14 protein-coding genes and 1 tRNA gene are annotated in these 24,253 nt (G+C 43.7%); 5 read left to right on the top strand and 10 right to left on the bottom strand.

Annotated elements, in window-relative coordinates; all coding sequences use genetic code 11:
- Positions 1 to 23: 23 nt before the first annotated feature.
- Genes CGC64_RS06910 through CGC64_RS06900 form a run of 3 tightly spaced genes read right to left on the bottom strand, consistent with a single transcriptional unit; the run spans position 24 to position 2,132 of the window.
- Positions 24 to 1,025, bottom strand: a complete 1,002-nt coding sequence (locus CGC64_RS06910) for a DUF4435 domain-containing protein (protein ID WP_005677189.1) — start codon at positions 1,023 to 1,025, stop codon at positions 24 to 26.
- Between the two features lie 24 nt (positions 1,026 to 1,049).
- Complete coding sequence (locus tag CGC64_RS06905; RefSeq protein WP_005677188.1) at positions 1,050 to 1,913, bottom strand: AAA family ATPase; 864 nt, start codon at positions 1,911 to 1,913, stop codon at positions 1,050 to 1,052.
- Between the two features lie 15 nt (positions 1,914 to 1,928).
- Positions 1,929 to 2,132 (bottom strand): hypothetical protein, encoded by a 204-nt coding sequence (locus CGC64_RS06900; protein ID WP_005677187.1) that lies wholly within the window; start codon positions 2,130 to 2,132, stop codon positions 1,929 to 1,931.
- Positions 2,133 to 2,324: 192 nt separating this feature from the next.
- Here CGC64_RS06900 and CGC64_RS06895 point away from each other — a divergent pair, with 192 nt between their 5' ends.
- Complete coding sequence (locus tag CGC64_RS06895; protein ID WP_005677186.1) at positions 2,325 to 3,242, top strand: DMT family transporter; 918 nt, start codon at positions 2,325 to 2,327, stop codon at positions 3,240 to 3,242.
- Positions 3,243 to 3,350: 108 nt separating this feature from the next.
- On the opposite strand, the gene CGC64_RS06890 is transcribed toward CGC64_RS06895, so the two are convergent.
- From CGC64_RS06890 to CGC64_RS06865, 6 genes are all read right to left on the bottom strand, one after another.
- A complete protein-coding gene (locus CGC64_RS06890; protein ID WP_032855113.1) occupies positions 3,351 to 7,379 on the bottom strand; it encodes a glycoside hydrolase family 2 TIM barrel-domain containing protein in 4,029 nt (1,342 codons plus the stop codon).
- A gap of 118 nt (positions 7,380 to 7,497) precedes the next feature.
- The gene (gene meaB / locus CGC64_RS06885; protein WP_032855132.1) at positions 7,498 to 8,598 is read right to left on the bottom strand and encodes a methylmalonyl Co-A mutase-associated GTPase MeaB; all 1,101 of its coding nucleotides are present in this window, start codon (positions 8,596 to 8,598) and stop codon (positions 7,498 to 7,500) included.
- A gap of 11 nt (positions 8,599 to 8,609) precedes the next feature.
- Positions 8,610 to 9,677 carry a DUF1573 domain-containing protein gene (locus CGC64_RS06880; protein ID WP_005677183.1) on the bottom strand — a complete coding sequence of 356 codons (1,068 nt, stop codon included), beginning with the start codon at positions 9,675 to 9,677 and terminating at the stop codon, positions 8,610 to 8,612.
- Positions 9,678 to 9,786: 109 nt separating this feature from the next.
- Positions 9,787 to 15,525, bottom strand: coding sequence for an alpha-2-macroglobulin family protein (locus tag CGC64_RS06875; RefSeq protein ID WP_167562260.1), 5,739 nt, complete (start codon positions 15,523 to 15,525; stop codon positions 9,787 to 9,789).
- 1,107 nt (positions 15,526 to 16,632) lie between these two features.
- Positions 16,633 to 18,090, bottom strand: a complete 1,458-nt coding sequence (locus CGC64_RS06870) for an aminoacyl-histidine dipeptidase (protein WP_005679876.1) — start codon at positions 18,088 to 18,090, stop codon at positions 16,633 to 16,635.
- 22 nt (positions 18,091 to 18,112) lie between these two features.
- On the bottom strand, positions 18,113 to 19,099 hold the full coding sequence (locus CGC64_RS06865; protein WP_005677177.1) for a lysylphosphatidylglycerol synthase transmembrane domain-containing protein: 987 nt from the start codon (positions 19,097 to 19,099) through the stop codon (positions 18,113 to 18,115).
- Between the two features lie 116 nt (positions 19,100 to 19,215).
- Here CGC64_RS06865 and rsmA point away from each other — a divergent pair, with 116 nt between their 5' ends.
- The 3 genes from rsmA (at position 19,216) to CGC64_RS06850 (ending at position 23,328) form a co-directional block, all read left to right on the top strand.
- Positions 19,216 to 20,016: a 16S rRNA (adenine(1518)-N(6)/adenine(1519)-N(6))-dimethyltransferase RsmA gene (gene rsmA / locus CGC64_RS06860; RefSeq protein WP_005677176.1), complete on the top strand. Its 801-nt coding sequence runs from the start codon at positions 19,216 to 19,218 to the stop codon at positions 20,014 to 20,016.
- A gap of 32 nt (positions 20,017 to 20,048) precedes the next feature.
- Positions 20,049 to 21,389: a magnesium transporter gene (mgtE, locus tag CGC64_RS06855; RefSeq protein ID WP_005677175.1), complete on the top strand. Its 1,341-nt coding sequence runs from the start codon at positions 20,049 to 20,051 to the stop codon at positions 21,387 to 21,389.
- An 85-nt stretch (positions 21,390 to 21,474) separates the two neighbouring features.
- Complete coding sequence (locus CGC64_RS06850) at positions 21,475 to 23,328, top strand: DUF349 domain-containing protein (protein ID WP_005677174.1); 1,854 nt, start codon at positions 21,475 to 21,477, stop codon at positions 23,326 to 23,328.
- 224 nt (positions 23,329 to 23,552) lie between these two features.
- Here CGC64_RS06850 and CGC64_RS06845 read toward each other — a convergent pair.
- Positions 23,553 to 23,623 (bottom strand) — tRNA-Gln (locus tag CGC64_RS06845).
- Positions 23,624 to 23,887: 264 nt separating this feature from the next.
- Here CGC64_RS06845 and rsfS point away from each other — a divergent pair.
- Positions 23,888 to 24,247 (top strand): ribosome silencing factor, encoded by a 360-nt coding sequence (rsfS, locus tag CGC64_RS06840; protein WP_005677172.1) that lies wholly within the window; start codon positions 23,888 to 23,890, stop codon positions 24,245 to 24,247.
- Positions 24,248 to 24,253: the final 6 nt, after the last annotated feature.

Below are 24,253 nucleotides of genomic sequence, written 5' to 3'. Positions count from 1 at the left end.
TTCTCTTTTATCTATTGTTTATTTCATTCTCCTTTCGCCAAGTATTCCTGAATGTCCTGCCGGAGCCATTCGTAATGAAAGAGCCGTTTATAGGCTACATTCTTTTTCAGCATGATCTCTACATTCACCTGACTGTTCTGATAACAGGTCAGTTCGTTTCTAAATTGTTCATTATGTTCTGCGAGGCGTTTGATCTCCTGCTCCCGTTCACGCCTCAGAGCAGTACAGACCGGAATCAGGAGTTTCATCACGACATTGTCCATTACGTGATGTCCCTGCATATATAAATAAGTCGTTTCGGGCATTAATCCCAGTTCCTTCAATTCATCACGTAAGTTGTTCACCTGATTGACAATACGGGGAAAACGTTTTTTCAATTCCGAAAGTTTCTGATTGACACGGTGTTGTAAAGCTTCCAGACTGTGTTCGGGATGCCTCAAACTTATCTCTTTCAAAGCCGTATATGTATGGAAGTCATACATCGGAAAGGTATAAGTATCACGCTGGCGGTAGAACCAGATATTCCACAGGAAAAGCGGATATACGATTTCCGAGTAACGTTTCAGGTAAGCATCGAAATCGAGAATAAAACGGTCGTTCAACGTAGCCTGCACACACACTTCATGAAGACTTTCAGCAAAACAATGGTAGTTTTCAATGGCGTAAGTGTAGGTCTGGAAAATATATTTGTTCCGGTTAATCTTACGGGAGGTATTGGTAGCTCCTTGCAACAGAAAATCATAGTCACTGTCGACACAGGCAATCAGGCTTCTTCCCAGTTCCTTTGTATTCAGCGTATTCATCAACACCATCTTCTTCCCTTTTGCCAGGGAGGTGGCGGAAGGAAGCATCACCTGGAAATAATGTTCGTCATCTTCAAATTCTTCGAGCAACGTACGCCAGAATGCGACATCATCATAGCTTTCTACATAAGCAATGATACGCCGGCGCGCCTTCTTCGAGTAGAGTTTATGGGCAGCGTTGAAGTAAGAAGAGGTCAGGTTATCTCTTAGTGAAGTTGCCATGTTGATAGTTACTAATTGTACAAATTATGGTTTCGTTTGGGAACATCCTTTTTCAAACGTATGTTCCAACGAGGTGGATATATCGCTCACTTCCGTCACGGCGTCCAGCCAACCTTCCATAATGACGGCAGGCGAATGGGTAGTCAGGATAATCTGCACATTCGGATTCAGTTCCCGTATCATTGAAATTAATCTCTGCTGCCATTCGATATGAAGGGAAGCCTCCGGTTCATCCATAAACAGCACACAATGGCTGTTGTCCTGCACGAGTACCGTCAACAGAATTACTAACATCTGCTTTTCACCGGAAGACAGTTTATAGGGAAACAGCAGTTCGCCATCCTGATAGAAAGCAATGTCGTTCCGTTTACGGTCTATCTTCTTACGGGTATAGCTGAACAGTTCGTCAATCATATCCTGAAAACGACGTTTGGCAATCGACAGGGTCGCGGCTTTTCGCCGTTCTTCTTCATCGTTGCTCGAAAGCATTTCTATCATTTTATTGCCTATGTTGACCTGATAATCAAGATAACGGCGTTGGAGAAGGTAGAGCTGCCAGTCCAGTTCGGACTTCACATTCTTATCTGCCATACGGGCTGTAAAGTCGCCCATAATCAGGGGGCGGTCGTAACTGCGAATCACATCATACGGTATATAGGTGGCCTCGGGATTGTCGAAGAAAAGACGCACGCCGTTTTTTTCGTCGCTTTTCATCTCGCCGGAAAGGTCTTCAAGATAGCCGACGGAACGATTGAGAATCGTTGTCTTCCCCACTCCGTTAATGCCGGAAAGGATATTTACGTCGGGACGTAAATCCCAGCTTATATTAAAACGTCCCCATAGTCCGTGGATTTCGATACGACGGATATAATTGGCTTGTTGTTCCATAATATTCAAGTTTAATCAAGGCAAATATAAATAAAATGTCCCGTTTTCATGCACAAACGGGACATTTTGTTTTATCGTCTTCTCCTTTCTCTGTTTCAACAGAAATGAGACTACTTCATTTCTATCTCCGGTGTGGACGAGGACGCGGTCTGGCAGTAGTCCGCCGGGAAGATGATTACATAGTATCGCAATGTCTGCCACAACACCTTTCTTTATCATTTATCAAATGCTTATTATGATTAAGTCTTTGTCTGTGCAGGGAAGAATTATTCCCCTTGCCATTTTTTCTCAAAGTATGTCAGTTTATTTACCGGATTGAGAAAATACAAGAATAAAAAAGTTACCTTTGCCAACCGTTTTTTCTAATTAGATGTTATTCTTATAAGATTATATTAGATCACTATTATCAGCATGGACAAAAGTAAGAATCTACACGGTCATCTGTTTGCGTTGACAGCAAACGTTATGTGGGGCTTAATGGCTCCTATTGGTAAATCGGCTCTGCAAGAGTTTTCCGCTCTTTCCGTCACTACATTCCGTATGATAGGAGCTGCGGCTGCTTTCTGGATGTTATCTATATTCTGTAAACAAGAGCACGTCAACCACAGGGATATGCTAAAGATTTTCTTTGCCTCTCTGTTTGCCTTAGTATTTAATCAGGGGATCTTTATTTTCGGACTTTCCATGACTTCGCCTATCGACGCCTCTATCGTAACTACTACTTTGCCGATAGTAACCATGATTGTGGCTGCCATTTATCTGAAAGAACCGATTACAAACAAGAAGGTATTGGGGATTTTTGTAGGTGCTATGGGGGCACTTATCCTTATTTTAAGTAGTCAGGCTGCAAGTGGCGGTAACAGAAACCTTATCGGCGACTTGCTCTGTCTGGTAGCACAAATCAGTTTCTCTATCTATCTGACGGTATTCAAAGGACTATCTCAGCAGTATTCAGCGGTAACAATCAATAAATGGATGTTCGTTTACGCCTCGATATGTTATATACCTTTCTCCTATTATGACATTTCAACGATTCAGTGGACCTCTATTTCCACCGTTGCTATCATACAAGTGCTCTATGTAGTACTAGGGGGAAGTTTCCTAGCCTATCTCTGCATTATGACGGCACAAAAACTGCTTCGTCCTACCGTTGTCAGTATGTATAATTATATGCAGCCGATTGTGGCTACGATTGCTGCCATTATTATGGGAATCGGAAGTTTCGGCTGGCAGAAAGGACTTGCCATTGCGCTCGTATTTCTCGGTGTATATATTGTAACGCAAAGTAAGTCGAAGGCTGATTTCGAGAAAGCGGGAAGGGAATTGTAATAACCACCAATCATTATTAGTTATCAGACACGGATTACACAAATTTCACAGTTCTTTGATTGACTAAAACTGTGAAGTCCGTGTAATCTGTGCCTGAATAGTTTTATTTTAGTTAGCCAGGATAGTCACTTCTGCACCGGACGCAAAGTCTTGTCCGTTCTGCGAACTCAAAGCAGTAAAGCGAATATAACGTGCCTTTACCGGTTTGTCGAACATCACCCTCTTTTCCTTTGAGTTATTAGCAAAAGTACCTTTCTTGACCGGATCACCCCATTCTTTACCATCCATGCTGACTTGAATAGAGTAATCCTTGATATTACCATTATTTCCATTCTGACGCGGCAGATAGGTAAAGCCTTTGATTTCTTTTACTTCACCTGCATCAAGATCCACCCAGTGCGGATATTTGGCAACCGTTACTGAATACATTGTATGCCATATCGTACTAGGATCACCGTCAACCAGATTAGCAGCATCTCCATCGCCTGATTCCTGGCTGCTAGCATATACCACCTGCATCTGGATACTTTCTATCTTTTCAAACTTCATAACGGCACTAATATCCTTATTGTCCTTATACCATGCTTTCACAGTACCTCCATTACGCAAAGGAATAGGTTCTGTATATTCCTGTACCTTTTTACTACCGTCAATCGTATAGCAGAATACAGCGTCTTTCTTTGCCGACGTCAATTCTACCATCCCGGCAGGAGTACGTGTGATAGACAAAGGAATATCTCCGGCAGGAGCAACATTAGCAACAGCTGCCAAATTCGCACCAACAGCCGGACGGATAATAAAGCCCATATTATGATGACCGGCAAATACCCTGTCTTGAACAAGAGGGCCACCTTGACCGCAGCTATTACCACCCAAACCGGTAACTGCACAATCCAGATGCAAATAAGTATCACCTGCTTTAGGCAATTGATATGGATGAGAAGCCAGGATCAAATCAAGAGCAGAATATTGAAGTGCAGACACCGACAGGCGATCGGTAGCTATAAAGACTGCCCCTTGTCCTGCCTGATTCGTCAATGCACACCAACGTACATCTTCATGATTACCCATATCCTGCGGCTTCGGGAAATTCACAAACTCACCCGCTACCGTATTCGTATGTTGCTCTATAAACTGGCCACTCTTACGGTCGGCATAGTTATCAATCGGTCCACGACCATAATAAGTAAAGTTAGCATATTCCTGAGGAACTTTCATCACATAGCCAAGACGTGGCAAAGTCAGGCTGGGACGAGTAGAAGTAATACTGGACTGCAATTCGATAGAACCGTCCGGATAAACCGTCCACACCTGATTGGTAATAAACTTAAAGTCATTGGCTCCAAATTTCCGGTCTGTCAGTTCCACAATACTATTCTTACCGGAACTGGTTCCCCCTTTAATGCTTGCAGCATTCGGCGCCTGCGATTCTACGGTAAAACTCAATACCATTTTACCATCCTTCTCACGAGCTGTTACCTCTATCATTTTATGTTGCAGGTTATGCAAACCATATTCAAACCAAGGAGCATAGAACCAGTTATCATTGTTTGTAAAGGCACGAAGTGCATCAAGTTTCGGTCCGTTTCCGGCCGCAATAATTGTTTTATCGCCGTATTTCAAGCTATAAATACTTCCGGTCTGCTGATCGAATTCCGCTTCAAAGCCGTCCCCTTTAATTTCGATTCTCTCTGTACTCGGGTTCATACGACTCTTCAGACTTCCTGCAGTAGCGGCAGCCACTTCACTGATTAACGGACGATCCGTAGCTTCCTTCACCAGTACCTGTTCTTCCGCCATTACGAAGTCTTTATCAGCCCAAGGCATCTTGTCTTTCAATATAAACTGCACTTTCACAAAGTACTCCGCATCTTTTTTAAACGCAGCACGATTATAGGGAAGAGAGATTTGCATCCGCTGGCGGGGAGCCAGATTGATGTCTTTCTTCAGAGTTGCCTGAATAGCCTTGCCGTCCTCATAAACGGACCACATCAAATAGTAGTCGTCCGCCAGATTCTTGAAATAATACTTATTGAAGATCTCAAAGACACCCTTCTCAACATCGACAGCTTTCACTCCGATATTCTGATATACTTTTCTCACTTCATAATATTGAGGTTTCGGTTCCAGATCTCCGAACACGATTCCGTTCATTACAAACTGCCCATCATTGGGAGTATCGCCGAAGTCACCTCCATAAGCCAGATAACGCGTACCCGTTTTCGGATCGTAATTATACATGGACTGGTCTACCCAATCCCATATAGCACCGCCACAGAAGAAGTTGGTAGACTCCATAGCTTCCCAATAATCAATAAGATTACCGCAAGCATTTCCCATTGAATGAGCATACTCGGAGATATGGAACGGATATTTAATATCATATTTCCCCTGTACAGCACCACGTACCCAACCGATAGACGGATACTGATTCGAACCCATATCAACAATATCATTGTTACGTTCATATTGTACGGGACGGGAAGTATCGAACTTCTTCAACGCATCATAAGCCGCCACAAAATTCTTACCCGGACCGGCCTCATTACCTAACGACCAAATCACGATAGAAGGATTGTTGACATTGGCATGCACCATTTCCATAACACGAGCCACATGAGCATTTTTCCATTCCACCGGATGAGAAAGCGAAGCGGCACCATAATAATATTCGTGTGATTCGATGTTAGCCTCATCTTCCAGATAGATACCATATTTGTTGCACAGGAAGTACCAATACGGATCATCCGGATAGTGAGAGTTACGAACATGATTGATGTTAGCACGCTTCATCAGCATAATTTCTTTTTCCATCATCTCACGGGTAATGGCATGTCCCACAGCAGGGTTGGATTCATGACGGTTCACCCCTTTCAGTTTAACGGTCTTTCCGTTCACATAATAATAGCGTCCGGCAAGCCCGAACTCATCTTCTGACGCAGGTGTATCTTTGATTTCCACTTTCCTGAAACCTACGATAGTAGAAACCGTTTCAATAGTCCTGTTCTTTTTATCTTTCAGTTCAGCAACAAGCGTATAGCGATAAGGAAACTCCGCCGACCACTTGTTAGGAGCCTTCACCTGAAAAACAGTTTGAACCTTACCAATCTCATTCGGAACGATCTTCTCTATTACCGGAGATGAAACGCCGTCTACCAACGTATTTTCATCAGAATACAGTTTATTGGCATACAAAGAATAATATACTTTATAATCCTTGGCTGCCTTTTTATCCAAGTTACGGATATCGGCGTTGATAGTCAAAGAACCATCCGTATAAGTAGCGTCCAAATCGGGAATAGCCACCAAGTCACGGAAATGAACCTTGGGAACCGAGTACAAAGCTACCGTACGGAAGATACCCGGCAGACGGAACATATCCTGTGCCTCCAGAAATGAACCATCCGAGCTACGATATACTTCGGCTGCTACGATATTTTTGCCTTTCTGAAGATAAGGGGTAATATTGAAATTAGCGGTATTGCGCGAGTTCTTGGAGAACCCCACATACTTACCGTTAATCCAAAGATAGAAGAAAGAATCCACACCGTCGAAACTGATGAATACTTCCCTGCCATCCCAATCCTGAGGAATCTCAAAATCGCGGCGGAAGGAACCAACCTCATTACGGTGCTTATAAGTAGTCCAGTTAGCGGGCGGAGTACGCATCACTCCTCCGCGCCAGTCGTCTACCTTCACGCTATGTTGGAAGATAACCGGTTGATTGACATAAATAGGAGTTCCATACTTCAAGCTTCCGTCTTTCTGAATACCATAGATATTCCAGCTCGACGGTACAGGGATTACGTCCCACGAAGTCACATCATAATTCGTCTGATAGAAATCTGCCGGACGGGAATCGGGGTCGGGTGCCCAATGAAACTTCCAGTCGCCATTGAGAGACTGCCAGAACTTACTGTTTTCGGGCAATACTTTGCGAGCACTTTCCAAGTCTTGAAACGGAAAGAAATAAGCATGCGGCTGCTCCTTATTGAGTGCCAAGTTTTCGGGAGATTCCCACTCCGCTCCTGTCGGAGCATTCAAGGTAGCATAGGTAAACCCTTCCAAAGGTTGGTCTGCGAAACTCTGTACTGTGAGGGTGCAGCACAGAAGACCTGTTAACAAGGTTTTGTTCATAAGGTATTTTAAGTCAATAAATAATATTCTGTGTCCAATATTCATGGTTCTCTGAATGTAAATACAATCAGAAAGCATACCACCCCTATTTTTTCATCCGCTTTTTAACGTTCTTTTTCTAGTCGTCCCGTTTCAGGTCTGCGAAATAAGTATCGAGTAGGCTCTTTGCGGCTATAAATGATGTCAGATTTCCTTGCAACACTTGCTGTTCCTTTTCCAGAAGCATGGCTTCAATCTTCGGATTATGATAGAAACTGTCACGAAGTTGTTCGTTGATCGTTTCATACATCCAGTATTTACTTTGCTCGTTACGACGATATTCAAAATAACCGTTGGTCTTCACAAAGTCAATATATTCATAAATCATATCCCATATCTCCTTCACTCCGATATTATAAAAACCGGAATAGGTCAACACTTGGGGAGTCCATCCCGATTCGGGAGCAGGGAAAAGATGCAAAGCGTTACGAAATTGAGTAGCAGCAAGTTTTGCACGTTCCAGATTATCCCCGTCGGCCTTGTTGATCACAATGCCATCGGCCATTTCCATAATACCGCGCTTAATGCCTTGCAACTCGTCTCCTGTACCTGCCAACTGAATCAGCAGGAAGAAATCTACCATAGAATGAACAGCCGTTTCACTCTGTCCCACCCCGACGGTTTCCACAAAAATCTTATCGAATCCGGCAGCCTCGCAGAGTACAATCGTCTCACGCGTTTTGCGTGCCACTCCTCCCAACGAACCTGCCGAGGGGCTAGGGCGGATAAATGATTTCGGATGTACGGAAAGCTGTTCCATACGCGTCTTATCTCCTAAGATACTGCCTTTACTACGTTCGCTACTGGGGTCGATAGCCAACACAGCCAGCTTTCCTCCTTTTTCAAGCACGTGCAAACCGAATACATCTATCGAAGTACTCTTTCCCGCGCCGGGAACTCCGCTGATACCTATACGGACAGAATTTCCGGAATGAGGCAGGCATTTCTCTATCACCTCTTGTGCTACGGCCTGATGTTCCGGTTTCACACTTTCCACTAATGTCACAGCCTGGCTCAAAATAGTAATGTCGCCTTTCACAATCCCCTCAACAAACTCCGCCACCGAAAGCTGACGTTTTTTCGGCTTACGTTTCAGGTAAGGATTTACAGACGAAGGCTGCTCGATGCCTTTGTTGACAGCAAGCCCTTTGTATTCTCCACTATTTTCAGGATGTTCCATAGCCATAGAATTTAGCGTTTGATATTGATTTCAACTTTGGGATTCAACGGGTCGTTTGTAATCATAAGAATGCGTAAATGATGCTTCTTATTACCGACGTCACGCTTACGAATCGTTACTTTCAGCTTCGTCATTCCGTCCGGCGGCAGCACGGTCTTTTTCAGACTAACGCCCACAGAAGAATTAAACACCTGCAACTTACTGATTACTAACGGAGTCTTTCCGGCATTAGCAATCAAGATATTGTAGCTGGCTTTCTTTTTCTTTATCAATGGTACACTGAGGTCTATATTTGTTTCCGAGATACGGATAGCCGGTGCGTCCAACGAATCTTTCGCCGTCATCCGCGAGAAATCGGGAAGTAGAATAGCCGAAACGGGAATTTCATTATCCTCACTGACCTTATCACCGGCAAAACGGGAGAGATAGACGGAAGTCTGTGTCAATCCGTAATCATTCAGTTGGCTGGCGTCCAGCGTCAGTTTGACAGTTCCTTTCTTTCCTTTGAGCAGCACTTTAGGTTCCGCCTCCATTTTCAGGTAAGGAGGAAGATGCATCAGTACCGGTTCATAAGGACGGTCGGAAAGGTTGGCAATGCTGAACGTCATAGTTGGTTGCTGTCCGCGATATACATCGGGGAAGGCAAATTCATCCCGGTCGATACGGATATTACCGATAGCGAAAGGATGAGTCTTCGTATAATCCTTTATTTCCTGCACCACTTCACCCGTAAACTTCAGATAAACCAGACTCGGAGTAGCATTGCTATAAATACCGACCGACTTCTCGAAACGTCCCAATGCTTTGGCATCAAATGAAGCCTTTACAATACCTTTCGCTCCGGGAGCAATCGGTTCTTTTGTCCAGTCGGCCACGGCACAGGCACAAGAAGTGGTGACGTTGGTCAGCACCAAAGGCTGATTTCCGGTATTGGTAATGGTATACTCCACTGTCACCGGACGTTTCCATTCTATTTGTCCGAAGTTGTGCGTCTCCTTATTAGAAGAAATACGAGGTTGGGCGACAGCTGCCAAAGTGACAATAAGCAGAAAAAATATAGATAGTAAATTACGTTTCATGTGATATATTTTATTTTGGTGTACAAATGTAGGAGTTTTAGATGAGATATGAAACGTATTGAAAGGATTATTAACGGTGAACGTTTACCGTTCACCGTTAATAAGTTAATTATTTCACTTCTACCGTCATTGAAGCCGAATGAGAAGCATATTCCGGCGCATAGGCACATTGCATGGTTGCCAGCCCCGTTTCGTAAGTTCCCGCACGACTGACACGGTAACTATATTCCAGTACATAAACTCCCTTCCCCAAGTGATCGAAGAAGAAATTGGTAGAAGCATCTTTAATGTCCACATAATAGCCGATTCCGTTATTCCAGCGATAACCGGAGACACTGCCGATCGGCTCGAAACAAGCGCCACGCTGATCTTTCAACTGTACAAAGTCCATTGCACGGTCTACACGGATACTCAAACGGGAAACAACCTTATCACCTACCTGAAGCACCGTCTTTGCCGTGACCGGTTGCAGCTGAGGGGTATCATTCACCGTACGTTCCACATATAATTGTTTCTGTACATTTAACTCACCTCCCTGTTGCTTCACACCCTTGATCGGCGATTCATATTCTGCATAAACAGCTCCCCAGGCAATCCCCGGATTTCTCTTTTCCACTTCAATCTTGCGGGCATCCATGACATTCTTCTGTGTAAACGAACGTTTGATATATCCCAGTCCCGGCACCGTAGTCTTGCTCGGACTCACCGTTTCCAGTACTTCATTGGCAATCACAATCCGTACATCGCCCTGATTGTCAAGCAAATTAGTACCTTTCATCAACAGTGCATACACCGCATCTGCCGTAGTTACAGGGGAATCCCATTGTTGCGTCTGCTTCTGTTTCAACAGCCAGAGTTTCATTTCTTCCACCGTTTCGCTGTTTCCGCCGATCAATTCCAAAGCTTCCATAACGTCTACATGAGCCTGCATCCTCATTCCTCCCCACGCATAAGGATTCTCGTTGAAAGCGAAGAACATCCCCTGTTCGTCCGTCTTTGTCAGATGTTCTTTCAGAGAAGCAACAAATTCCTGCGCTTCTTTCTTTTGTCCGGCTTTATCGAGCACGATAGCAGCAATCGCCTTCGTATTCATTGAAGCTGCCGGAAGCAACTCTTTCACTTTAGAAAGATAATAAGCATACGCAGCTTTATTGGCAGCAGGAACCTGTCCGCCGGAAATAGCGACAATATACAGATATTGCAGGATAGAGCCCGACACTCCTGTGAACTTCACTCCTTCTTTCTGTGCTTTAAGAATATTTTTGTATTCTTCCAAAGCTGATTGGTGAAGATAAGTCAACGCCTTTTCCTGTAAAGCAAGTGCTGGTCCGTCCAACTTCTCACCGGTCAGCAGAGCAAGGCGGGCATTCAATTCGGCAATATAGGCCGTGACATAACCGCTGCCGTTCATTCCTTTATACCATGACCAGGCACCGTTGGAATTTTGCAATTCCTGCAATCTGGTCAGTGCAGCGATATTATTGTTACGGATATTATTCAAGTCGAACAGTGTAGCGATACGCTCTTTCTGCTGTTCTTCAGTCTGTGCTTCGAGTACCCACGGAGATTCGGACAACAGAATATTCTTCACTTCCTGATTCTTTTGCAAGTTGCTCAAGAAGGTTTCCTTCGTACCGCCCTGAAGTCTCCAGCTATCAAACACAGCCTTGATGCGTGGCTGACTGTTCATTATATACGAAGCCAATGTATTCGCATAGTAGGCGGTAGCCCATGAAATAGCGTTATTATTGACCGGAAGGCTCAAAGAAGGCAATGCCTGAATAACATACCAAGCAGGATTTCCGGTAAATTCAATCGTCAGTTTACGGTCTGTTGCCGTTTTACTATGCCGGTTGAACAAACTGTCGAGCGAGAAGGTGCGAGTTTCTTCTCCACGTATAGGCATGGGCAGTGTCTCTACCAAATGTTCCTTGTTGCTGAGTACCGGAACCAATTGTTGCTCTCCGTCGCTAAATGTGCCGCTATCGGCTATCATCCGACAACCCAGTACCTCGTATTTATCACTGACGGTAAACATGAAGTTCACGCCAATTGTCTTGCCTGCCTCAACGGAGAACTTCTGTTTCTGTGTGTCGACAACCTTCTCCGTCACCGGATCGAAAAGAATCATACTTACTGTTCCTGCTTGCGGCTTGCCAGTCATGTTAGAGACAGAGGCAGCAATAGAGGTCTTATCGCCCACACGCACGAAACGTGGCAGATTCGGGGTCAGCATAAATTCTTTACTGGTAGTAGCTTCTCCGTCCAGCGTTCCCATTAACATTCCCTTGGTGTGAGCATATCCACGGAAATTCCAACGTGTCAGACTTTCGGGCATAGTGAAAGAGAAAGAAACCTCTCCCTGCTCATTGGTACGGAGTTGGGGATAGAAGAAAGCAGTCTCGGCAAGATTTGTACGCAAGCCGGCAGGAGCTTCAGGAAGCGCTTCTTCTCCGGAAGCGGCATCGGCCTTTCCTGCTGCCATTGGCACTAACTCCGATTCAAACATTGTATCCGCAGCATCTTCGGAAACTAGCGCCGATGGATATCTCACCGCATTGCTCCGGCTTACAACGCTGCCTGTCACCGACATTTTCTTTTGCACTGCATATCCTCTGACCACTACTCCATCAGCTATGGATTCTGACATCGCATATACATTTCTTATATCAGGCTGCATAGCGAATCTGTCATACAACATTGCAGGTACTTTGAGAGACTTACGATCCCACCAATAATTGTAGGAGTTATTTCCAACATATCCGTTCATCCAATCGGAATAAGGAAGCAGTTGCTGGTAGTAAACCCGGAAATCCTGCCGGCGGTTCCAGATTTTATCAAGTGAGGCATCATACATCGTCGCCAACATTTCGGCATGAGCAGCCTGTCCCTGCGGTGTCTTGATTGTCAGTTTCCATTCCTCTTTCTGTCCGGGACGCAATTTATCACGGAATACGTCCCACTTCATCACCAATGTCTTGTCCGGCAAACGTTTTCTCGCCTGAACCCGTTCCTGATAAACCTGTCCGTCCCTCACCATACAGAAGTTCACGAAGATACCGTTACCGTAACTTTCCTGATACGGATATTGAAAACGAACAATCGTATCGGACAGATTCAGTGCCTTGCTTTCCAGCAGTTTATCACCGCAAAATACATTCATCATTATATAGGTATCCTTTTCCGAAGTTCCGAAATAGAATACCGCCGGATGAGCAGTGTCAAATTCCGTATTCTCTGCATAGAACCACACGGCGGACTGAACAGGCGGACGTTTGTCGTCAGAAGAGAAAAGAATCGTATTTGCTTCCGCCGTCACTTCTTTTCCCTGGTTATCTTTCACCGTTGCCTTCAGCACATACGGCCCGGAAGAAAATTTCCCCCAATTGAAGGTCATTTCCTTATTAGAAGTAAACGTTCCGGTTGCAACCGGTTTCTCGCCCAGTTGCTTGTAGTCCTTATCTTTCGCCGGATATAAAGAGTATGTACCTTTCACTTCCACAGGCTGTCCGTTCAGATTCTGTGCTTCAAACACAATGTTGAACGGCCTATCCTTGCAAATCTTTTCTTTCAACTCCGTCTGCAAAATCAATGAACGCTGTCCTGCCGAAATCATCTCCGTAGACGACTGTGTTTCACCTGCCGCATTGATAACAGTCGCTTCAACAGAATAACGATAATATATTTTATCATTATTCTTATAATCTGCACTTTCTTCCAGGCGAACCGGGATCGTAAATTCTCCGTTCCCGTTGGCAGTCACTTCACCCGAAGCAATCTGTACAGCCTCCGAAATCCTCCAGAAACTGCGAACAGAACGCTTCACCGTATACTTTACCGGAAGGTCCTGAAGCATCACACCGCTATAAGACTGTATCTTGCCTTTTACCTGCACTTCATCTCCGAGTCGGTAACTTTCCGTTTGCTTTTCAAACGTAATATCGAATGTCGGACGTTTATAATCCTCCACACGGATATTCGTTCTACTTTCTCCCGCCGTCAAAGAAAACATTCCGTTCAGACAGGCCGAAGGTAATGCGAAATCGGTGGTAAACGAACCGAATTCATTGGTACGTACCGACTTACGCCCCACTTCCTGATTATTTGTGTCCAACAAAGTTACAGTATAATCTTTACCGGGAAGCACATTGGCTGTATCCGATTTCTGCATATAAGCAATACCTTTCACATACACTGTCTGACCGGGACGGTACAAGGAACGGTCGGTCAATAACGTCATACTTTCCGTCGCTTCATCCTCATCATCGTAATAACCGTAGCTTCCGCCGTAAATACTTCGTTTCGGCATGGCTGTATCCACGCCTTTCGAAGCTTTCAAATATCTGTATTCGGATTTCCAGGGGAACACCACTTTTCCTTCTTCTCCCGTCGTAAACTCCTGCAACACTTTTTCGTCATTACTATACAATATTATCTTTGCGTTGGGTACAGGATGCCCGGTTTGAGCGTCCAAGGCCGCCACTTCATACTGTTGCCCCGGCAAACGGCACGTCAACACTTTGAAGCGGGTCACGTTAAACTCACTTTCACTATCCCGCTTGGCACGAATATCAGGAACAATACGCATGACGTAAGCTCCCACTTCCGGGGACTTGAAAGTGAACACCGTGTCCTGCGTCCGATAATCTTCCGGACGAAGAACCGAATAATGCTGTTCCTTCACCAACTTCTTCGCTTTATTAAAAAGGCGTACCGTAAAACCGTCCAGATTCTTATGCGAAGCTCTCAGTTTAATTTCTTCGCCGGGAAAAGCCTGGCTGATCACATTGACATTCAAGTAAGAAGATAGAATCTCCTGCCTCAGATTCTTCAAAGCATTAATCCTATGGTAAGACGGATAAAGTCCGATTGCCTCGTCACACAGTTTCAAGGCACTTACCGGCTGGTCTTTTTCAATTGCAAACTGAGCTTGCGCCAAATAAACTTCAGCACATATCGGTTCCGATTTGAATTTGCTTTTCAGTTCATTCAATGCAGCCAAATAAGGATCTTGCGTCAGTCCTATCAACCCGTTTTTAGCCTGGAAGGAACGGAACGCCTGATCCGCCATGCGTCGCCACTGCAAATAGTTGAGCAGTGCCAACACGTATCCTTCGTTCAGACCGGCTGCCTGATAGGCGGAAATCATATTTCCATAGATAGATATAATATCCTGTTTTACCGGATCCGAAGAAATATCGCCCGGTAATGTTCCGCTACTAAGTCTTTCTATCCGGTTCAAGGATTCTATGCCACGGGAAGCCAACAAATGATACATATCATGGTGATAATATTCACTAGTCTCCCCTAATTCCACAAAAGGAATATAATCGCGTGAGGACGTTTTGAGCAGCAGCACAGAGTCCGCCAGAGCCTCTTTCACATTTGTCCGCACTTTCTCTACGAATATATTTGCTGTCCATTCGCGTAGATCTGCGGAAGGAGCTTCCTCCACGATTTCCGTCCTTCTCCGGAGCTCCCATTGGTTATTGGCTGCATAATCAGCATAGATTCCCGCTATCAATGAGTGCAATATAGCACGGTCCATAGGCTGTTTTGTTTGTTTCGCCCATTGTTCCAGCCCGGTCAGACCGACATAAAAACTGTCGGGAGTCACTATTTCCTGATATTTCATCCTCCACATATATGCCTTCAGCATCTGGGCGGAATTCTTTTCTTTTTCTCCTTTCCGGTAAATCTCGTCAGTCAATTTTATTACTGTTTTAGGCAAACTCTTTTTTCCTGCCTGTTCTACTTCTTTCCATAATTTGTCGAAACTCTGTGCCTGCACTGCCGGAATCACTCCCAACCATAACAGCACCACCATACAAATCTGCCTTATTTTCATAATCTTTCTAGTTTAAGTTCGCTATAAGTCTCACTGTATAAATAACAAAGTAAAGAAATAAAGTTTAAACAATCATCTTTTTTTGAATAAATATAATAGATTTGCACAATCATAACAGATATAACAACCACAATGATTGTGATCATAAAACAGAGTTATCGCCGTTAATCCTCTCCTAACAAATTGTTTATGATATATATCTGTCACCTGTCACGAAACACGACCTAACCAAATGATTATGAGCAACTAAAGATGTGACAGCAACAAGTGACAGCAGCAAGTGACGGCAATAATGCTGTCACCTGGAATTGGATTGAACATGAAAAACTGACACTACGCCTTAACACTGTTGGTTTCGCGGCTCGAAACCCTGGTTCCATACGCTGGAAACTTCAGTTTCAGTTACTTGAAACCATTAGTTTCTTACCGATGAAACCATAGTTTCTAACTGATGAAACTTTAGTTTCAAGCAAAGGAAACTAACTCGGACGGTAACTGTTTTGTCGTACACAACCTTCTTCTATCGAAAAAAACAGTGAATACAATATCCGGGACTTATAAGAAGCAAAAAAAGTGGGGATAACGCTTTCAATAACGTATCCCCACTGCAAACTTAGCTAATGTTCTCTCTCTCATTTTTCAATTCTGTACCCCCATGCAAGCATTTCGTTACGACCTACTTCACTGAGGATTTTTCTAACTAAAGAACTTATTTTCTTCATAATCTTTAAACTTTTAAATTACTAATACTTGAAAACTAAAAAATTAAGCTTCCTCGTTCGGGCGAATATTAATTGTTGAATATCCCCAAACATGTACGTCGGCTTCGCCGATCTTTCTAAACAATCTTTCTAACCTTTTCATTTTGTTATCCTCTTATTTACATGTTATACAACACAAAAATACAGCCTTTGTTTATACATTGTACTCCAAAAAGGAAGAATTTTATGTTTTATAGCATACTTATTGATTTGCATCAATTAATTTATTTGTTATGAAGTAAAATCGTAATATTTAAGGCAACAAATATGACAAAAAGGCACGGATGACATTTCATCCGTGCCTTTTTCTATAAGAGACCTATTATATAATAGGAAAGAATAGCATTTATTTCATTGGAGTCTGTTCCAAAGTTGCAACGAGGAAGTCATAGAACTTCTGTACAGTAGGAATCAATGCTCTTTCGTCCGGTGAATGTGGTGAGCGCAAGGTAGGACCGAAGGAAATCATATCCAATCCCGGAATAATGGCACCGATAATACCGCATTCCAAACCTGCATGAATCACCTTCACCGCAGGTTCCACGCCAAACTGCTGCTTATATGACGCTTTCATCGCGTGCAAAATCGGAGAATTCACATCGGGCTGCCAACCGGAATAACCTCCTGTCATCTCTACCTTCATACCTGCCATAGAGAAACAAGACTCAAGACTGGTAGTGAGATATTCCTTCATACTATCGCTGGAGCTACGAGCCAAAATTTTAATTTCCGCTTTTCCACCGGCAATTGTTATAATAGCAAGGTTGGAAGAAGTCTCTACCGTATCGGGAACAGTCGGAATCATACGGGTCACACCATTCTGACAAGCAAAAATAGCATCAATCAGATTGTCCTGAATTTCTTCGGGCACTTGACCTGCCGGAACTTCCACACGTTCTGCCGTGAAACTGATCGGAGTCTCAATCGTCGAATATTCTTCATTGAACAGGTCTTCGCAATATTTCACCAAGCCCAACAATTCTTCTTCATTCTCAGCTGGAATGGTAACAACCGCGTGTGCCTCCCGTGGAATGGCATTACGCATATTGCCGCCTTCCCAACTTGCCAGGCGTGCTTCGTAACTGGCAACTGCCTCGCGGATAAAGCGAACCAGCAATTTGTTGGCATTGGCACGCCCTTCATTGATTTCCAATCCGGAATGCCCACCACGCAAGCCTTTCAACGTAACCTTAACAGCGATATCGCCTTCTTCGGGAGCTACCTCCTTATATTCCAGTGTAGCAGTGACATCCATACCGCCTGCACAACCGATATACAACTCGCCTTCATCTTCCGAATCGAGATTCAGAAGGATTTCTCCGTTCACTGTCCCCGGCTTCAGACCGAACGCGCCATACATACCGGTTTCTTCGTCTTTGGTAATCAGTGCTTCCAGCGGACCATGTTTCAAATCTTTCGCTTCAAGCACAGCCATGATAGCAGCCACGCCAAGCCCGTTATCTGCTCCCAGCGTAGTTCCTTTGGCCTTTACCCAGTCGCCATCTATATAAGTTTCAATAGGATCTTTTTCAAAATCGTGCACCGTATCGTTATTCTTCTGCGGAACCATGTCCATGTGTGCCTGAAGAATCACACCTTTCCGGTTTTCCATTCCCGGAGTTGCCGGTTTACGGATAATTACGTTACCTGCTTCGTCTACAAAAGATTCCAGTCCCAAGCCTTTTCCGAAGTTAATCAGAAATTCTGTTACTTTTTCCATGTGTCCCGACGGACGGGGAATCTGTGTCAACGAATAAAAATGCTTCCATACGTTTTGTGGAGCTAAAGAAAGAATAGTACTCATAACAAATCTATTTTTATAGTGATTACTTTCGCTGTCTATTGGTCAACGACAAAGCCGCCAAACCATATACGCCCAACAAAACTACTAAAAAGGTTTGAATCCCGTGCACAATCAGAGCAAATATTCCGGCATCTGTTTCATTTACTCCATAAAGCATCATCATCGAAATGACCGCAAAATGCCATGGACCCGCTCCGTTCGGCGTAGGCACAATCACTGCAAAAGTACCGCCTACAAACATAACCAGCGCCGCCAGGATGCTCAGATGAGCAGTAAAAGCGAAGCAATAGAACGTAAAATAGAAGTGAAAAAAATAACATCCCCAAATAGCCAATGTATAAAAACTAAAGAGAGGTATATTGCGCACTCCTTTCAATGACATCACACCTTCCCAAATATTGAGCACAAAACCTTTCACTCTTTCATAAAAGAACAACGTCTTCCGTAAATAATAAAGAAGCATTCCCACTCCGATAAAACAGAACAGGACGATATAGAACCACACGGAAGTCAGCAGATGCAGGAGCGAAGGTATCTTGGTTCCAGTCTGCTGAAGAAAAGTAACAAATATCGGCAGCTGAAGCAACACCGTGACGCCTGTTATCAGAAGAATTGTCAATGTATCGACCAGCCGTTCTGTAACAACCGTTCCGAGCGACTTGGCAAAAGAAACATTATCATATTTGGCCAGCACGCCGCAACGGCTCACTTCTCCGACCCTGGGAACTATCAGACTCGCGGCATACGATATGAAAATAGCATTCACACAATCACTCCTTTTCGGGAAAGCTTCCAACGGCTCCAACATCTGCTTCCACCGCCAGCCGCGAAACACCTGTGCGAGCACCCCGAATAATAACGAAAAGAACATCCACCACCAGTTCGTACCGTGCAGCAACACCTCACCCACCTTTGTAAAATCAAAGTTGTGATATACCCAAAATAGAATAAAGCCGCCCAAAACAATCGGTAATATCAGTTTCAGCGTCTTCTTTAATAGTTTCTTCATGCTTAATTCTTCATTAGCTTCGCTGACACATCTATTTATTTTTTTTAAATAGTGGTACGTTCTTCATTTAAAAGAATTACCTTTGTCGGCTGCAAAAGTAATTATTTAGTTGGTAAATGAAATTAGTAAAGCCTAAAAAGTTTCTCGGACAGCACTTTCTGAAAGATTTGAAAGTGGCGCAAGATATTGCCGATACGGTCGACCCCTTCCCCGAACTGCCTATTTTGGAGGTAGGACCGGGCATGGGAGTATTAACCCAGTTCCTGGTGAAAAAAGAACGGCCGGTGAAAGTCGTGGAAGTGGACTATGAATCGGTAGCTTATCTCCGCGAAGCTTATCCGTCGCTGGAAGATCATATCATCGAGGACGACTTCCTGAAAATGAATCTCCACCGGCTGTTCGACGGCAAGCCTTTCGTACTGACAGGTAATTACCCGTATAATATCTCCAGTCAGATATTCTTTAAAATGTTGGATAACAAGGATATTATCCCCTGTTGTACGGGCATGATCCAAAAGGAAGTAGCCGAACGTATTGCCGCCGGACCGGGCAGCAAAACTTACGGTATCCTCAGCGTATTGATACAGGCATGGTATAAGGTAGAATATCTGTTCACCGTCAGCGAACACGTATTCAACCCGCCGCCCAAAGTAAAAAGCGCCGTTATCCGCATGACACGCAATGATACGCAGGAGCTTGGCTGCGACGAAAAGTTGTTCAAGCAGGTTGTGAAAACGACTTTTAACCAACGGCGCAAAACGTTGCGCAACTCTATTAAGCCGATTCTGGGAAAAGAGTGTCCGCTCACAGAAGACACATTATTCAATAAACGCCCGGAACAGCTATCGGTAGAAGAATTTATCGATCTGACCAATAAAGTGGAAATAGCGCTGAAAGAGATGAACCTTCAGCCGTAAGTTGTAATTCGTAATTTGTAATTGACAAGCAGATGAACGAGGAATACATTGACAACGTTAAACACCTGATTGAGCAAAAAGACGCCGACCAGGTAAAAGAGCTTCTCGCCGACCTACACCCGGCCGACATCGCCGAATTGTGCAACGATCTGAACCCGGAAGAAGCCAAGTTCGTCTATCGACTACTCAATAACGAAACCGCTGCCGACGTACTCGTCGAAATGGATGAGGACGCCCGTAAGGAACTTCTCGATATGCTTCCTTCCGAAACAATCGCCAAGCGGTTTGTGGACTACATGGATACGGACGACGCCGTAGACCTGATGCGTGAACTGGACGAGGACAAACAGGAAGAGATTCTTTCGCACATCGAGGACATCGAACAAGCCGGAGACATCGTCGATTTGTTGAAATATGACGAAAATACGGCCGGTGGTTTAATGGGTACGGAAATGGTGCTTGTCAATGAGAACTGGAGTATGCCCGAATGCCTGAAAGAGATGCGCCAACAGGCGGAAGAACTAGACGAGATTTATTATGTATATGTCATCGACGACGATGAACGCCTGCGAGGTATATTCCCGCTCAAAAAGATGATAACGTCTCCTTCCGTATCCAAGGTAAAACACGTGATGCAGAAAGACCCGATTTCAGTACACGTGGATACGCCGATAGACGAGGTGGTGCAAGCGATCGAGAAGTATGACTTGGTGGCTATCCCCGTGATCGACAGTATCGGCCGGCTTGTCGGACAGATTACCGTTGACGATGTCATGGACGAAGTCCGTGAACAATCGGAACGTGACTATCAGTTGGCTTCCGGTCTTTCGCAGGATGTAGAAACGGATGATAATGTTCTCCGCCAGACAACGGCACGCCTTCCGTGGCTACTGATCGGCATGATCGGCGGAATCGGCAACTCGATGATATTGGGAAATTTCGATTCGACCTTTGCCGCTCATCCTGAAATGGCTTTATACATCCCGTTGATCGGTGGTACGGGCGGAAATGTCGGAACGCAATCGTCAGCTATCGTCGTACAGGGCCTCGCCAACAGTTCGCTGGATGCCAAAAATACATTCAAACAAGTGACAAAAGAAGCGGTGGTGGCCCTAATCAATGCTACTATCATTTCCCTGCTGGTATATACATATAATTTCATACGGTTCGGTGCAACAGCAACAGTCACCTACTCCGTATCTATCAGTTTGTTTGCCGTAGTGATGTTTGCCTCTATTTTCGGTACACTGGTCCCCATGACTCTCGAAAAACTTAAAATAGACCCCGCCATTGCAACGGGACCATTTATAGCTATTACAAACGACATTATCGGCATGATGCTCTACATGGGAATCACCGTTTTATTATCATAAAATCAGAATAAACGAAAAAAAATAAGCAAAATAGTATGAAGTAATCGTTTTATTTCATTAATTTGTGACCCAAAACTAATATACAATGATGGACGCTCATGACACTAATCAGCCCTTGAACCAAGGGGAATTAGAAGAAGAAAAGAAAACAGTCGAGGTTTCTGAAGCCATTACAGAAACCCCGTCTGAAGAAACGACTGCCGAAGTTCAACCTGAAGCAGCTCCTAAACCTGCCACAAAGGAAGACGTACTAAACCGATTGAAAGAGCTTGCACAAGACGCAGAGAATGCGAACAAGCAGGAAATAGACAATCTGAAACAATCATTCTACAAGCTACATAATGCCGAACTGGAAGCTGCTAAAAAACAGTTTACCGACAACGGCGGCGCCGAAGAAGATTTCGTTCCCGAAGAAGACCCGGTGGAAGTGGAATTTAAACGCCTAATGGGGGTAATCAAAGAAAAACGAAGCAAACTTGTAGCCGAGCAGGAACGTCAGAAAGAAGAAAACCTTCAAGTCAAACTTTCCATTATCGAAGAACTGAAAGAATTGGTAGAATCGGGTGACGATGCCAACAAGTCTTACACGGAATTCAAAAAGCTCCAACAGCAATGGAATGAGACGAAGTTGGTTCCGCAAGGCAAAGTAAACGAACTTTGGAAGAATTATCAATTATACGTAGAGAAATTCTACGATCTATTAAAGTTAAACAACGAATTCCGCGAATATGATTTCAAGAAGAATCTGGAAATAAAGACGCATCTTTGCGAGGCTGCCGAAAAGCTGGCTGATGAAGAGGATGTGGTTTCTGCTTTCCACCAACTCCAGAAGTTGCATCAGGAATTCCGTGATACGGGTCCGGTAGCGAAAGAGTTGCGCGACGAGATTTGGAATCGCTTCAAAGCAGCTTCTACGGCTGTAAATCGTCGTCACCAGCTACATTTTGAAACGCTGAAAGAAGCGGAACAACATAATCTGGACCAAAAGACCGTTATCTGCGAAATCGTAGAAGCGATAGAGTTCGATGAACTGAAAACATTCTCAGCTTGGGAAAACAAGACACAAGAAGTCATTGCCCTGCAAAACAAATGGAAAACTATCGGTTTTGCTCCCCAAAAGATGAACGTGAAGATATTCGAACGTTTCCGCCGTGCCTGCGACGACTTCTTCAAGAAAAAAGGAGAATTCTTCAAGAGCTTAAAAGAAGGCATGAACGAGAATTTGGAAAAGAAAAAAGCGCTTTGCGAAAAAGCGGAAGCCTTAAAAGACAGTACAGACTGGAAAGCAACTGCCGATACCCTGACGAAACTCCAAAAAGAGTGGAAGACAATCGGACCGGTAGCCAAGAAACATTCGGACGCTGTTTGGAAACGTTTTATCACGGCTTGTGACTATTTCTTTGAACAGAAAAACAAGGCTACTTCTTCACAACGCTCTATCGAAGTAGAAAACATGGAGAAGAAAAAGGCATTGATCGAAAAGTTGTCGTCCATAGACGAAAACATGGATATCGAGGAAGCCAGCACACTGGTACGGGATCTGATGAAGGAATGGAATTCTATCGGTCATGTACCATTCAAAGAAAAAGATAAGTTGTACAAGCAATATCATGGATTGATCGACCAGTTGTTCGACCGTTTCAACATTAGCGCTTCGAACAAGAAGTTAAGTAACTTCCGGTCAAACATCAGCAATATACAAGGTGGCGGACCACAATCTCTATACAGAGAACGCGAAAAGCTGGTACGTACTTACGAGAGTATGAAGAATGAACTCCAGACTTACGAAAATAACCTGGGTTTCCTGACTTCCACCTCAAAGAAAGGCAGCAGCCTGTTAACCGAGTTGAACCGTAAGGTAGAAAAGCTGAAAGCAGATTTGGAACTTGTATCACAGAAGATTAAAGTAATAGACGAATCTATAAAAGCAGAAGAATAATCTTTTTGTAAAGAAAGTTGCTACTGAAAATATAAAACAGGCTTTATGTTCGTTGAACAATAAAGCCTGTTCTTCTTTATTATTAAATGATAGCATTTGACGCCTTCAAAAACTGTCACCGAATTAGTCTACATTATCTTTAAATTTCAAGCGGGCAAAAAATGATAAAACCCCGCAAGAACTAATTCTTAGCAGGGTTTATTCTAATTAACCATTGTTTTTTGTTGGGCTACCTGGATTCGAACCAGGAATGACAGGACCAGAATCTGTAGTGTTACCATTACACCATAGCCCAATTATTTTCGTTTGCGGGTGCAAAGATACAAATATTTTGGGAATTCAAAACATTTCCACTATTTTTTTTGCAAAAATCCCCAAATTAACTTTTCAAATAAAAGCATCTCCACTAAAAAACACAAAAATTAAGTGATAACTTTCTTGTATCCAATAAATCAGCGTATATTTGTCAAAAATATCACGTTTATAATCAGAAACAAAGGGGAAGCCTTTTTTGTTATAAACCAAAAGAGAACATGAATTATTAATCTCAATTAAAAGAATGAACGATACTAAAGTATTAATTGAAAAAATAAAAGAGGGAATTCAAGAGAAAAAAGGTAAAAACATCATTATTGCCGATTTAACCAATATAGAAGATACTATCTGTAAATACTTCGTTATTTGTCAGGGAAATTCTCCCAGTCAGGTTGGTGCTATCGTAGATTCTATCAAAGAATTTACCCGTAAAGGTGCGGACAGCAAACCTTTTGCCGTTGACGGACTTCGAAATGCAGAATGGGTAGCTATGGACTATGCGGACGTACTGGTACATGTTTTTCTACCGGAAACAAGAGCCTTTTATAATCTGGAACACCTTTGGGCAGATGCCAAACTTATTCAAATCCCCGATTTAGACTAATCAACG

The organism is Bacteroides caccae (assembly GCF_002222615.2).
Classification (GTDB): Bacteria; Bacteroidota; Bacteroidia; order Bacteroidales; family Bacteroidaceae; genus Bacteroides; species Bacteroides caccae.
Note: the sequence above shows the minus strand (reverse complement) of the source record. Positions and strands in the feature narration are given on the sequence as shown.

Coding starts and splice junctions, on each gene's coding strand:
- CGC64_RS06910 (WP_005677189.1), bottom strand. CDS start 1,025: ATGGCAACTTCACTAAGAGATAACCTGACCTCTTCTTACTTCAACGCT.
- rsmA (WP_005677176.1), top strand. CDS start 19,216: ATGAAATTAGTAAAGCCTAAAAAGTTTCTCGGACAGCACTTTCTGAAA.
- mgtE (WP_005677175.1), top strand. CDS start 20,049: ATGAACGAGGAATACATTGACAACGTTAAACACCTGATTGAGCAAAAA.
- meaB (WP_032855132.1), bottom strand. CDS start 8,598: ATGGAACATCCTGAAAATAGTGGAGAATACAAAGGGCTTGCTGTCAAC.
- CGC64_RS06900 (WP_005677187.1), bottom strand. CDS start 2,132: ATGATAAAGAAAGGTGTTGTGGCAGACATTGCGATACTATGTAATCAT.
- CGC64_RS06870 (WP_005679876.1), bottom strand. CDS start 18,090: ATGAGTACTATTCTTTCTTTAGCTCCACAAAACGTATGGAAGCATTTT.
- CGC64_RS06895 (WP_005677186.1), top strand. CDS start 2,325: ATGGACAAAAGTAAGAATCTACACGGTCATCTGTTTGCGTTGACAGCA.
- CGC64_RS06905 (WP_005677188.1), bottom strand. CDS start 1,913: ATGGAACAACAAGCCAATTATATCCGTCGTATCGAAATCCACGGACTA.
- CGC64_RS06875 (WP_167562260.1), bottom strand. CDS start 15,525: ATGAAAATAAGGCAGATTTGTATGGTGGTGCTGTTATGGTTGGGAGTG.
- CGC64_RS06890 (WP_032855113.1), bottom strand. CDS start 7,379: ATGAACAAAACCTTGTTAACAGGTCTTCTGTGCTGCACCCTCACAGTA.
- CGC64_RS06865 (WP_005677177.1), bottom strand. CDS start 19,099: ATGAAGAAACTATTAAAGAAGACGCTGAAACTGATATTACCGATTGTT.
- rsfS (WP_005677172.1), top strand. CDS start 23,888: ATGAACGATACTAAAGTATTAATTGAAAAAATAAAAGAGGGAATTCAA.
- CGC64_RS06850 (WP_005677174.1), top strand. CDS start 21,475: ATGATGGACGCTCATGACACTAATCAGCCCTTGAACCAAGGGGAATTA.
- CGC64_RS06880 (WP_005677183.1), bottom strand. CDS start 9,677: ATGAAACGTAATTTACTATCTATATTTTTTCTGCTTATTGTCACTTTG.